This window comes from Rhodothermales bacterium, from assembly GCA_040221055.1.
In the GTDB taxonomy this organism is placed as follows: Bacteria; Bacteroidota; Rhodothermia; order Rhodothermales; family UBA10348; genus 1-14-0-65-60-17.
The window spans coordinates 42248-55405 of the sequence record JAVJVN010000013.1 but is presented as its reverse complement, the minus strand read 5'-3'; the positions used below and the strand labels follow the sequence as shown (position 1 = coordinate 55405).

Sequence of the window (13158 nt, the reverse complement as noted above, 5' to 3'; positions counted from 1 at the left end):
AATTTCAGCTCTTCTGCCCCATAGCTCAATTGGCAGAGCGCTTGACTCTGAATCAAGAGGTTCCAGGTTCGAATCCTGGTGGGGCAACACGGCGCGCCGCGCGGGTCCAACGGACCTGCGCGGCGCGCTGCTTTTTGCCTGTGTAGGCGGCACCTGAGAGCGAGAGCGTGATGAAGAAGAAGCCGCTATTACGATATTGTCCCGACACCCTGTCACAAACTGAGTAGAAATGTGCCGCGAAAGGGTCTGGTTTTGACCTAAATACGTGGGTACAACATGACGTCTGACAACAGCTTGGATTCCGTTTCCCAAAAAGCCGAGGCAATGCTATTGGGTTTAGGAGGTTATCCGTCCAACCAAGCGGCATAAGCCTGCACGTCAATCATTGGCACTGTCGCGCTCACCTGCAGCATCGTAATCAGCCTGAGTAGAAACCCCGTCGCATGCTTGCCACCCGTCTCGAACGAATAGGAGCCGGTAACGGGGTCAAGAACCATGTAGCCATGCGAGGCGACGCATCCGATATCGATTTGTTCATCGTGAGTGCCCTTTTTTAAGGAAGTCAGCATTGAAGCCCCAAAGGGGGGGTTCCAGGAACTGTCAAGGGTCAGGATACCGGCTATGATTCGGTTGAGCGGTTTCGGGTCATATTTTCCTCCTGCATGTGGAATGGGCAGGCTGGTTCGGTAGAGACGACGTACGGTCGCAGCCTTGGCCTGGGCATACTGTATCTGGTTGGCGTCGACCTCCTGCTTCGCCTCGAAGACAGCATAAACGCTTTCAGCTGGCACAACCGTTGTTCCCTCGTACTCGAAGATGAGCGGACAGAACTGTCGATCGTACACCACGACGTCAACCTGCTCACTGAATGTCCCCTTGCTATCCACTACGAAAGCACTTGTGGCACAGTAGCGCCTAGGCAAGTATTTATTCAGCAACCCGATCCAGACATTCTCGCTACCGTCCCCTTTGGCAGTCGGATGTGCGATACTGCTCCGAACCGTATACAGTCGGTTATGGATGTCTTCATGAAGGCTAGACAGCAGTTTTGGGAGAGACCAGTTCATGGTAATAGACCATCGTTGAATGGAGGGGTCGGAACTAACGTGTGGGCGATTTCGAGGGCACGGGAGGGGCGTACCGGCTCAGTGGGATACGCATCAAGGACTATCGCAGGAATCAAGCGCTGCGTGATGTCTGAAAATGTGAATCCGTATGGACGGTCTGTGAGAATCCCTGTCGCGTTAACCAATTTTTGAATGTCATCTTTCCCGAATTTGAGGCCGGTCAGTAGACGACCCAGCACAGCTCGACGCTGGTCTTCACCGGGGCGACGAAAGGTCAGAATGTCTGCTGCTCGGCGTTTGATAGCAGGGTCCAGTGCACTCAGCCGATTCGTGCACATTATAACGGCAGCAGGGAGGCGTGCGTCACCGATCCGATCAATTCCGCGGATAAAGGCATTGACGCCAGCCCGGTCCTCGTGGTGCATCTGAGCGTTCTCGCGAGATTGAGCGATCGCGTCGGCTTCGTCTACTAGAAGTAGAACAGCGCCTCGCGCTTTTCCTGAGGTTGTCTTCAATCTTGCGGCCTGTTCGACCGTGTAGTCGAAGGCGGCTGCCAAGAGCTGCGTCATCTCGCCGACGCGTCCCTGGCCGCGCGTTGCAAGGCTCAAAGGAAAGAGTGTGACGTCAATGTCCTCCAGCCTTGCTACGGCATCTCCGATTGTGGAGGCCAGCTCCGTTTTTCCAGCTCCTACGTCGCCAGACAGGACGACCAGCGGGGGGCGTCTCAAAACGCCTTCCAGGAGGCCGACTGCGTTGGGGTGGTGTTCGGTGGCCCACCGCGCCATGCCACCGGGGTTGACGAGCAGGCTCAAGATCTTGCCGAGACGTGCCTTGTGCTCGTCAAGACCAATGAGACGATTGAGCCGATCTCGTGCGTCGGGGTCGGGGTAGACGACGTGCTGCTCGAATAGGTCGTCCATGTGAAGCTTGTTGATCATTAATAACTCCTTACGGTGAAACGGTTAAGTGCACGCCCTCCGGCCGAGTACGTACGGTCTGGACTCATGTAGCCATCTACTTCGGGTTCTTCCGCGGTGGTGCGAACGACCGATAGGGTCTTCCTGAATCTCTCCCGCTCATCCTGGCTCAGTGAAAACCAGGACGAGTCGTAGCTGAGAAAGCTGTAGAAGGCGGCACCGCTCACATTGGCGCCGGGACGCACCCTTCCTGGATCATCATCTAATGCCGTATCGCCGTTCAGGTCGGCTGCCGAGTAACGGAGTGTCGGCTCGATCCACAGGCCGCCGCGCTTGAACCCGTACGTCACCTCATTGAGGTATCCGGCCTTAAGGAGGGCAATGATTTCTGCTTCGTAGTTGGCGATGTCAGTATCACTGGGCTTCCCGTAGAAGCGTTCCAGCCGCTTCAGGTCAGCGGCCACCTTTGCTGCCATGTGGCGAGCATGGGTGACGGTGAATGTGGTGGTATTTGAAAGAGTATAGCTGTAGCTCATGTCGGTTCAGGCGGAGAAGGTGGTGCCGAGTACTTTTTGCCAGTAGTAGACTGTCTCTTGCTTCGTGGGAGCCGTAAGGGCGGCATCAATAGCATCGCCCGCGTCGAGAGCTGCATCCACGATCGCATCGGCTTGTGCGGAAGTGTACAGGCAGCTCGCATTGTTGCAGGGATTGACGGGATCAATGATCTGGACCGGGTCAGAGTACGCACCTACGGCGGACGCCTTGTAGTAGTCCTCGAAGACGATGCGCTCCCGCATATCGGAGCGAGCTACGTACGTGAAGAACGCCTGCATGGCCTCAGGGTAGTCGGAGAAGTCCTGACCATGATCGGCTAGATGCGAGAGGATGAGTTCGACCATGAATGACTTGAAACGGAACCCGTCTCGTTCTCGCTTCTCCTTGCGCACCCAAAACTTGACCAATCGGACTACCTGCGAAAAATCCTCGTGGGCCTTTCGCCTCTTGAGCGAGAATTCAATATGACGGGGTATGCTCGTTTCGAGGAAGGATCCGTCTTCTTGGCTGACAAGGTTGCCGTACCAGTCCGCATCTCCGTCGTACAGAATGGGCACGACGTCGACATCGAGACCGGATCCGCGGAAGGACACCTTCACGCAGTACGTCTGGGGCTGTACCTGATCGGGGTTGAAGTTCGGGAACGCGTTGCGCAGTCGTTCAGCCAAGTAGTCGAGAAGGGCCGGTACGTCATGTGGCGCATCGGTACCTGTGATGTAGCAAGCGACGTCTATGTCGTTGAGCGTACGAAGCGCCGTACTCTTCGCGAGGCTGCCCGACAGGAGCATCTTCCGAAGGGAAAAATCCGGGTGTTCCGATAGGTAAGTCTCAAGCTTCTCACGAAGCCGTCGAACCTGTGCGCGGTACTCGTTCGCCTTCTCGCGCGGTAAGTTGACCCGCTCTTGTGCGAACCGGGCTATGGTGCTGTGATCAACATGTGTACGGGACATGGGAGGGCCTATAGTTCTATGGGTGCGTTGAACGAATACTGACTGTGTGATGCGCTCATGTTATGCCGGGAAGACTATTTTTCAGGCTTAGATCCAGTACGGGCGGCACCTGCTTGTGTCTCCATCTTTAGTGCACTATTATGATACTGCAGCAAGAGTGGTTCCCTGAATTAGCACAGTATGTCGATAGTGCAGTTATAGTCGCAACGACTTTCGCCGTTCATGCACCCTAAATGCCGATCTTGCTGGTATGAGAAAAATTCGCGAAGCGTTCTTCGCACCCATCGAAGCCTACATACCCACGGCCGATGAGTCACCATCATAAATTGGCTTCACTCGTGTCGATCAAGCCGGGATTTTTTTTCCGCGGAAGGATCGAGCACGATCCTGAAGGAAAGTTCCGGATCCTTCAGCCGAGCAGCATCGGCTCTTCCGGCGAGGTAACGGCAGAGGAGTTGCCGTTGGTCAGTGATATTAGTCCGCGTGAGTATCACGTGGTGGACGATAGGTCCGTCCTTTTCGTTGCCTATGGTCCGCGGAACCGTGCGTACCATTTTGGGCATTTGCCCGACAACGTGGTTGCCAGTTCCACCTTCTATCTCCTTCGCCCACGACCCCGGCAGCTTGTTCTGCGTGAAGAGGTCGTGTTGCCGGGATACCTGGCCTGGTATCTGAATCAGCCTATTGCGCAGGCATATTTCGAGGCGCTGCGTGGAGGGGTGTCCGTAAAGATGCTGCGCCGGGACGCACTTGGAAGCCTGGAGCTTCCCCTTCCGCCTCTTGAGGTCCAGGAGAAAGTTTCCGAAGTGGCCCGCCTCTCAGAAGTGGAACATCAACTTACTCGTCAGCTCCTGAAAATGCGCCGTCTGTTTACAGACACGCTACTGCTCGAACGAATTCATCAACCATAGAGTCGAAATCACCATGCCCGGTCCGGATCAAGACAAGATCAACAATGCGCTCTGGAGTGCATGCGACACCTTTCGTGGCACCGTAGACCCGGCGCAGTACAAGGATTACATTCTCGTCTTTCTCTTCTGGAAGTATCTCTCCGACATCCACGCCAGACACGAACGGGAGCTGCGCGAGAAGTACGGCGACAATGAGACGCTCATCCGCCGGAAGCTGGAGCGTGACCGGTTCGTGCTGCCGGAGGGGACCTCCTTCTATTACGTACGCGATGAGCACCGGAACGACGCGGAGTTGGGAGACAAGATCAACAAAGCCTTACAGGCGATCGAGGACGCCAACAAGCAGAAGCTGGAGGGCGTGTTCCGCAACATCGATTTCAACAGCGAGCCAAACCTGGGTGAGACGAAGGCTCGTAACCGACGCATGAAGAGCCTCTTCGACGACTTCTCCGACCCGGCACTCAACTTCTCGGCTTTCACCGACACGAGCGACACGGGCATGGCCGATGTCATCGGCGACGGCTACATGTATCTTATCTCCCGCTTCGCCTCGGACTCGGGCAAGAAGGGCGGCGAGTTTTACACACCGAAGGAGGTCTCGAAGCTATTGGCACTGCTGCTCGACCCGCAGCCCGGCGAGCGCATCTATGATCCGACGATCGGCTCGGGCTCCCTCGCAATTACAGTGGCCGACGAGTTGCGCCACCCGGACAAGGAGTTGCATCCGGACAAGAAGTCGTCGAACGATTTCGCCATCTATGGCCAGGAGAACAACCGCTCGACATGGGCACTGGCCAAGATGAACATGTTCCTCCACAACGTCGATGGGGCACAGATCGAGGCCGGCGACACCATCAGCGACCCGAAACTGAAGGAGGCCGACCAGCTTCTGAAGGCCGACATCGTGGTAGCCAATCCGCCGTTCTCACTCAAGAAATGGGGGTATGGAGATGTGCAGAAGGATCCGTTCAAGCGGTTCACGAAGCACGGCATGCCGCCGAAGTCGAAAGGCGATTTCGCCTTCCTGCTGCACATGATCGCCTCGATGAAGGAGGCGACGGGCCGCGTGGGCGTCATCGTGCCGCATGGCGTCCTCTTCCGCGGAGGCGCGGAAGGCAAAATTCGCCGGAGCCTTATCGAGGCAAACCTGCTACAGGCGGTCATCGGACTGCCCGAGGGACTTTTCTACGGGACGGGCATCCCGGCCGCCATCCTCATCTTTAGGAAGGGACGCGAGCATGGGGACGTGCTCTTCATTGACGCCTCGCGGGACTTCGATGATCGCGGCACCCAGAACGTGCTTCGTCGGCAGGACATCAAGCGTATCGTCGAGACCTACCAGGCCTACGAGCGTGATCCCGACTTCGAGATGGTGGAGAAGTACGCATACAAGGCCTCGCGGGCCGAGATCGAGGAGAACGACTGCAACCTTAACATCCCTCGCTATGTGGATACGTTCGAGCCGGAGGAGCCGGTCGACTTGGAGGCTGTGGCCATCATGATACGTGAGTTGGAGGAGAAGCTAGGTGATACCCGGCGGAAGTTGAACGGCTACCTACAGGAGCTAGGGCTTCCCACATGAATGACGGGATCCGACAAGGGGCGTCTGGAACGAAAGGATCAGCAACACGATGAGCGACAACACGAAAAAGCGACAGACAACCCTTCTCGATTCGACGCCAGCGTCTGAAGACCACCATCAGGCGCTTGCTAAGGAAGCGGACTCTGAAACCGAAGAACGTCCCGATTTCCGAAAGGTAAAACAACTTGGCTGGCTGCCTAGTGATTGGACACTCACGCCTCTCCTTAAAGCCGTTGACATTGCTAGCGGGCAAGTCGATCCTAAGAAAGAGCCCTATATATCAATGGTATTAGTGGCACCAGATCACGTGGAGAGTGGCACGGGCCGCCTCCTTAAACGAGTTACGGCAGGAGAACAAGGGGCATCGAGTGGCAAATACCTCTTCAATTCAGGAGACATTGTTTACTGCAAGATCCGTCCATATTTACGAAAGGCCACGCTGGTTGACTTCGATGGGCTTTGTAGTGCGGACATGTATCCGCTGAGGGCGAAGGAAAGCGTGTCACCAGGATTCATATTAGGCGTACTCCTAGGAGAACGTTTTTCAGCGTTTGCAGAGTCTGTGTCGGTGCGTAGCGGAATCCCCAAAATCAATCGAGTAGAGTTAGCTGAGTATATCGTCGCGTTGCCACCGTACCGCGAGCAGCGCAAGATCGCCCTTATCCTCGGCGCCTGGGACGAGGCGCTAGCGCAGCTTGACGCACTTATTGCCATGAAGGAACAGCGACTGAGGGGTCTCGCCCAACGCATGCTAACGGGTGAGGTGAGGCTACCGGCGTACGCAGACGAGGCATGGCACGTGGTCAAGCTCGGACAGGTTTTCCGACAGCGAAAAGAGTGCAATCGAGGAGATCTCCCGTTACTGTCCGTTTCTGGGGAGCATGGGATCGTGCGGCAGGACACACTAGACCGCCGCGACATTTCCGCGTCCGACAAATCGAACTACCTGCGCGTGGCGCCAGGCGATATCGCCTATAACACGATGCGTATGTGGCAGGGGGTGTCGGCCGTCTCGTCCGAAGACGGCATAGTCAGCCCGGCCTACACCGTCTGCGTGGCCAAGAAAGGGATCGACGTCCGTTTTGCCGCCCACCTGTTTAAATCGCCCACCGTCGTTCACCGATTCCTGAGGTACTCACAGGGTCTCGTTTCCGACACGCTGAACTTGAAGTTTTCCAGCTTCAAGCAGATCGAGTTGACGATCCCAAAGTCGGTGGACGAGCAAAAGGAGATCGCAAACGTCCTCGACGCTGCGACTGCCGAACTTGAGCTCCGCCGTCACGAACGTACTGTCCTTCTGAAGCAAAAGAAGGGGCTGATGCATCGCCTGATAACTGGTGAGGTGCGGGTGAAGCTTCGGTCTATGAATAGAGACATCCAAACTTCGGTCGCCTCATAAATCGAACGCCTCATGATTAACCGAATCCTTTCGGCCGAGGACTTCGCCAAATATGATTGGCTGGCTGCACTTGAAGGGTGCGCTGAACCGTTGTGCAGACACTACATCAAGGCGTTCGGCAAGCGCCGCCGTGAGCTGCACGTAAGTAGCGATGACGCGGGCGAAGCCATATACACGCTTCTGAAGGCTGCAAGCGGGATGTGGCTTGCCCATGGTGACTCACAGACGGTATTCGCTGAACATCCTGGGCAGCTACCGCATATCGAAGAATTCAGCGATGAGGCTTTACGATCGTTGGTCGGGCTGGCTCCCAGCATTGGTGATCCCGAGTTATGCGCGCGCGTAGCGGACGTGCTATGGCTACGGCGGAAAGGTGGGCATTACACATGGCAGACAGGGGCATCGTCGTACCTCGAGAGAGCCCAGCGCCTCGTAGACGCCAAACCGACGGCGTCCATGCGTCGGTTCGAGCGTGCCTTGGATATCGCCGCCCGGCTGAAAAATGCCGAGAAGCTAAAGGAGTGCGAGGCCGTTGTTGGAGACGTCAACTCGACGAAGAGCGGAAGTGATCCAACTGATCTGTCCTCCGCGTTGACCAAGTTACAGCTTGAATACCGGCTTGGCAAGCCGGCTGTGCTGGCAGCGCACGCAGAGGAGAATGCCCGGTTCCTCGAAACGGAGCGCAACCTGTGGACAGCGAAAGCCTTTTGGAAAACGGCCGCGATATGCCACCGCCGGAGCGGCGATTCCGATTCTGAGCGCGCCGTTGGGATCGAGGCTGCCGAGTGCTGGGTGAAGAAAGCAGAAACTGCGCCCACCCAGATGAGTGTGGCCTCCTGCTACAAGCGTGCATACAAGGCCTATCGAGATCTTCCCGGTTTCGATGACCGCAGAGACGAACTAAAGCGTCTGCTGAGAGCAGCGCAGGGGAAGATGACGAAGGAGTTCGGCATGATTCTTCGGTGCCTTGCGATGTCTGAGGAAATTGAGAGCGTGAGGCGACATTTCGCCAACATGCCTGCTGAGGAAGTTCTGGCGGAGCTTGCCTATTTGGCGACATCTCCCAGTCGAGCACTGCTGGAGCAAGAGCTGCGAGAAGTGGCTGAGATAAGTCCGCTTACGATGTTCATCCGAGCACGGGCGGTGGATAGGATGGGGCGGACAGTGGCGATGAAGCCTTCGGCGTTCGAGAACGAAGTTGCGGCCCTCGAACACGAGGTACACTCGGAGGCTTCGTTCCGCCGGGCAGATATCGTGGTCAACCATGTCGAACCTACCCGTCGGCAGATTCTGTTTCATCATAGTGCAGGCCTGGAGGCATTCCAGGCGCTGGTGACTTTGAACCCGTTTGTTCCCACACGCCGAGTGCGCACGTTCATGCGTGGCCTCCACGCCGGTCTCCAAGCCGACTTCATGGTTGCTACCGCACTCCTCGTTCCACATGTCGAAGAGTCGTTGCGGCACTTGCTGAGGCAGAAGGGAGTGATCTCGACAGGCCTCAACACCTCGGGAATTAAGGACGAGCGCAGCTTAATCATGCTGCTCGAAAATGAGAATTTTAGACCGCAGCTCATCGAGATGCTTGGTGAAGATATGGTATGCGACCTGCAAGGCCTGCTGGCCCTTGGTAGTGGCGATAACCTACGCAACAAGTTCGGCCATGGGTTGATGTCGGACGAGGACTTCTACAGCTACCGAGCCGTCTATGCCTGGTGGCTTGTACTGCGAGTGTGTTTTCTGTGGAAAGATGCTGCGGAAGGCCGCAGTGATCGCGAGGAACAGACATGAGCACGACGACAAACTACGCTGAATGGGATGACTCCCAGGCGCCGGCGATCCGCCTGCTCCAGCACATCTCTCAGGATCAGCGGCTGCGCTATACGTTCCTCTCACCCGAGGAAGCTCTGGGTTCCCGTGGCGGCTCGACGAGCGAGGTGCTCCTGCGCAGCGTTCTCGACGCGCAGCTCCGCCGCCTGAACCAGATCGAATACAAGGGCCGCCATTACGACTTTTCCGACGGCAACATCCACGAAGCCATTGAGGCCCTCCGGACACCGCCCTTGGGCGGACTTGTCCACACCAATGAATACGTCTACGACCTGCTCACGCTAGGCAAGAGCCTGGAACAGGACATTGAGGGCGACCGCAAGAGCTACCCTCTCCGTTATGTCGACTGGGAGCGCCCGGAGCGCAACGTCTATCATGTCGTCCCCGAGTTCTATGTCGAGGGCCGGGAGCGCGGCAAGAAGCCCGACCTCGTCCTCTTCGTCAACGGCATCCCGTTCGTCGTCATCGAATGCAAGCGCCGAGACAAAAACGAATCCGTGACGGCCGGTCTTCGCCAGCTCATTTCTTACCAGAGGCCCGAGCACATCCGGGACCTGTTCTACTACGCGCAGATCATCCTCTCGGTGCAGCCCAATGAGCTGCTGTACGCGACAGTTGGTACAAAGGGGGAGTTCTGGGCCAGATGGAGGGAGCCGGAGGCCGAGGAGGCCGTGAGCGCCCTTTTGGCGGCCGCAGGTGAGGACCGGCTACCGACGGAGCAGGACCGGGCGATGTGGGCGCTGTGCCGCCCTGAGCGGCTGCTGGAGTTGACCTACGGCTTCGTCGTATTCGACGCCGGCGAGAAGAAGCTGGCGCGCTACCAGCAGTACTTCGCCGTGAAGTCGGTGATGGACCGCGTGCGGATGCGGGACGAGCACGGCCGCCGCAAGGGGGGTGTCATCTACCACACTCAGGGCAGCGGCAAGAGCCTAACGATGGTCTTCCTCACGAAGGCCCTGGCACTGGCCGACGATGTCAAGAACCCGCGCGTAATCGTCGTCACAGACCGGAAGGATCTCGACCGGCAGATCACCAACACGCTGCGCCACTGCGGCAAGGAGCCGGTCCATGCCAAGAGCGGCGCGCAGCTCGCCGAGTTGATTGAGGATGACCGCATGGAGGTGGTTACTACTCTCATCAACAAGTTCAAGACGGCCGTGGAGCGCGAGAAGGCGCAGAGCACCTACGAGAACCTCTTCTGCCTCATCGACGAGTCGCACCGAACGCAGTACGGCTCGCTTCACGCGCTAATGCGGAAGGCCGTGCCGAACGCCTCCCTCATCGCCTTCACCGGCACCCCGCTCCTCCAGGAGGAAAAGAACACGGCCCGCAAGTTCGGCGGCATCATCGGTGAGCCGTACACCATGGATCAGGCTGTAGAGGACGGCTCCGTCGTCCCGCTCCTGTACGAGCAGCGAGAGGCGCGCCAGTTCGTCTATGCGAAGCCACTCGACCGCGCCTTCGACCGCGTGGCCGAGCCGCTCACGGACGAGCAGACGGCCGATCTCAAGCGGAAGGCGACGACAAAGAAGCGCCTACAGGAGACGCAACCGACTCTTGAGGAAGTCGTCTTCGACCTGATCGACAACTACGTCGAGAATTGGCAAGGAACCGGCTTCAAGGCCCAGTTTGTAGTCCCCAGCAGGTCGGCAGCCGTCCGTGCGTTGAAGCTCTTCGAGCAGGACGGGCGAGTTAATGCCGCTGTCGTCATGTCCCCGCCGGACCAGCGCGAGGACAACGATGACGACGAGGATCCGAAGCAGGAGGTGATCGATTTCTGGCGGGATCACGTCGAGGAGCGGTTCCAAAATGACGGCGAGGAGTATGAGAAGTTCCAGATCGAGCGCTTCCAGAGCTTCCACGACGACGATCCGGGCGTCGAGGTGCTCATAGTCGTAAGTAAATTGCTGACGGGCTTCGACGCTCCGCGGAACACGGTCCTCTACATCGACAAGAGCCTGAGGGAGCACACTCTTCTTCAGGCCATCGCCCGCGTCAACCGGCTGTACCCCGGCAAAGACTTCGGATACATCGTCGACTACTGGGGCATTCTCGAAGAACTGGATCAGGCCCTGACGTCTTACACGGCTCTCTCCGGCTTTGACCAGGAGGATCTGACCCGTGATCTCGGCGATGCCCTCGCCAGCGTGCGGCACGAGATCGGCAAGCTGGGCCAATACCACACTGACCTTCTGCAGCTCTTCGATGCCGTTGAGAACAAGAACGACATCGAGTCGCTTGAGCGGCACCTGCAGGACAAGGAGCGGCGAGACGACTTCTATGAGCGGCTTGCACGGTTCTCCAAGACACTCCACCTTTCCGTCTCGTCCCAATATTTCTTCGAGGACGAAGTCTTCCCGGCGGTCGTGCGGCAGCGTTACATGAAGGATGCCAAGTTCTTCCAGGCTCTTCGGAGGTCTGTCCGGATACGATATCATGAGGTCGTCGACTTCAAGGAGTACGAGCGGCGCGTCGACAAGCTGCTTCACCGCCACATCGCCGTTGACGAGGTGGAGCAGATTGTCGACCGCGTCAACATTTTTGACCGCGAGGCGCTGGCCGTACAGATTGAGCACCGCTCGCCCGCGTCGGCCATGGCCTCGCAGGCGGACGAGATCGCTCATAAGACGAAGAAGGAGCTGTCCGAGCGGATGGATGAAGACCCAGTCCTTTTCGAGAAGCTCTCAAAGCTCATCCTGCAGGCGATCGAGGAGTATCACCAGGACCGCCTGAGCGCCGTCGATTACCTCAATCGCGTGCAGGACCTTCAAGCACAGGCCCACGGACGCGCCGGTGAAGACACGCCCCGCGTGCTCCACGGCCGGCCCGAGGCGCGGGCGTTTTTCAATGTGCTCGGCGAAGTCCTTGGCCAGGCAGGTGGTGACGGTGTCGCAGCGGACCGCAAGCGCCTCGCCCATGCTGCGCTTGAGATGGACAAGCGCGTAGATGTTCACAAAATAGTCGACTGGCAGCGCAACCCAGACATCGAGAAGCAGATGCGCAGCGATGTCGAGGATTTCCTTATCGAGTCAGGCCTGATCGACGTCGATGAGCCGAATGGGTTCGACCGGGTCGACCGCATTCTTGACGAAGCCATACGGATTGCAAAGAGTCAGTCCAGCCGATGAGTGCGATCCAGCACCCCTATAACGACGAGGTGACCTACGGCAGCCGCCAGCTCACCTTTCACGTGGTGCCGGCGAAGCGCACCACGCTCGGCATCGCCGTGCATCCGGACGGACGGGTCGTGGTGCGGGCGCCGCTTGACGCCGATAGTGAATTTATACGTAGTCGCATAAAACGACGGGCGCGGTGGATTACGCACCAGCAGCGCCGTTTTGCCACATTCGTCCAGCCGCTGATGGAGAAGGAATACGTTTCCGGCGAAACGCACCGGTATCTGGGAGGACAGTACCGGCTGAAGATCGTACGGGCCGACGCGACGTTGGAAGCAGTGAAGCTCATCGGCCGCTTCTTCGAGGTGCATACCAACCTGCCGAACGTACCGGAACATACTCGGGTACTGCTGGAGGCGTGGTACGCTGAAGCGGCCCGTCGTCACCTCCACCATCGCTTTGTGGAGGCGGTCGCACAGATGCGCCGGTACGGGATCGGCGACCCCGAACTCGTCGTGCGGGTGATGAAGCGGAGATGGGGGAGCTGTACCCCGACCAATCGCATCATGCTGAATCGCTGGCTCGTGCTCGCGCCGACCTACTGCATCGACTACGTCGTGATCCACGAGCTTTGCCACATCATTCACCCCCACCACGGCCGAGCCTTTTACCAGCTTCTCGACCGTGTGCTGCCGGACTGGAGAAGGCGGAAGGAACAGCTGGAGCAGGTGCAGTTCTAGCTGAGCCATGTCGGGTGAAATGGTCAAAGGCCCTGTACTATTGGCGTGAAGCGAAAGCGACGAGACGCCGCTACAGGTGACCACTCGATTGTGG

10 protein-coding genes and 1 tRNA gene are annotated in these 13158 nt (G+C 57.9%); 7 read left to right on the top strand and 4 right to left on the bottom strand.

The features are described 5' to 3' along the window. The first annotated feature begins 14 nt into the window (after positions 1–14). Positions 15–87 (top strand) — tRNA-Gln (locus RIE53_07305). A 257-nt stretch (positions 88–344) separates the two neighbouring features. Here RIE53_07305 and RIE53_07300 read toward each other — a convergent pair. Genes RIE53_07300 through RIE53_07285 form a run of 4 tightly spaced genes read right to left on the bottom strand, consistent with a single transcriptional unit; the run spans position 345 to position 3489 of the window. Further along, a complete protein-coding gene (locus RIE53_07300; GenBank protein MEQ9104490.1) occupies positions 345–1067 on the bottom strand; it encodes a hypothetical protein in 723 nt (240 codons plus the stop codon). Then, positions 1064–1987, bottom strand: coding sequence for an ATP-binding protein (locus tag RIE53_07295; GenBank protein ID MEQ9104489.1), 924 nt, complete (start codon positions 1985–1987; stop codon positions 1064–1066). Before RIE53_07295 ends, RIE53_07300 begins: the two co-directional genes overlap by 4 nt. 17 nt (positions 1988–2004) lie before the next feature. Then, entirely contained in the window at positions 2005–2520 is a 516-nt protein-coding gene (locus tag RIE53_07290) for a hypothetical protein (protein ID MEQ9104488.1), read from the bottom strand. A 6-nt stretch (positions 2521–2526) separates the two neighbouring features. Next, positions 2527–3489 (bottom strand): CBASS oligonucleotide cyclase, encoded by a 963-nt coding sequence (locus tag RIE53_07285; protein MEQ9104487.1) that lies wholly within the window; start codon positions 3487–3489, stop codon positions 2527–2529. Positions 3490–3827: 338 nt separating this feature from the next. Here RIE53_07285 and RIE53_07280 point away from each other — a divergent pair, with 338 nt between their 5' ends. The 6 genes from RIE53_07280 to RIE53_07255 are packed head-to-tail and all read left to right on the top strand — an operon-like array spanning position 3828 to position 13064. Continuing rightward, complete coding sequence (locus RIE53_07280; GenBank protein ID MEQ9104486.1) at positions 3828–4400, top strand: restriction endonuclease subunit S; 573 nt, start codon at positions 3828–3830, stop codon at positions 4398–4400. 13 nt (positions 4401–4413) lie between these two features. After that, entirely contained in the window at positions 4414–5982 is a 1569-nt protein-coding gene (locus RIE53_07275) for a class I SAM-dependent DNA methyltransferase (protein ID MEQ9104485.1), read from the top strand. A 49-nt stretch (positions 5983–6031) separates the two neighbouring features. After that, positions 6032–7381 (top strand): restriction endonuclease subunit S, encoded by a 1350-nt coding sequence (locus tag RIE53_07270; protein ID MEQ9104484.1) that lies wholly within the window; start codon positions 6032–6034, stop codon positions 7379–7381. 12 nt (positions 7382–7393) lie between these two features. Continuing rightward, on the top strand, positions 7394–9169 hold the full coding sequence (locus tag RIE53_07265; protein ID MEQ9104483.1) for a DUF4209 domain-containing protein: 1776 nt from the start codon (positions 7394–7396) through the stop codon (positions 9167–9169). Beyond that, positions 9166–12336, top strand: coding sequence for a type I restriction endonuclease subunit R (locus RIE53_07260; protein MEQ9104482.1), 3171 nt, complete (start codon positions 9166–9168; stop codon positions 12334–12336). Before RIE53_07265 ends, RIE53_07260 begins: the two co-directional genes overlap by 4 nt. Further along, a complete protein-coding gene (locus tag RIE53_07255; GenBank protein ID MEQ9104481.1) occupies positions 12333–13064 on the top strand; it encodes a SprT family zinc-dependent metalloprotease in 732 nt (243 codons plus the stop codon). Before RIE53_07260 ends, RIE53_07255 begins: the two co-directional genes overlap by 4 nt. Positions 13065–13158: the final 94 nt, after the last annotated feature.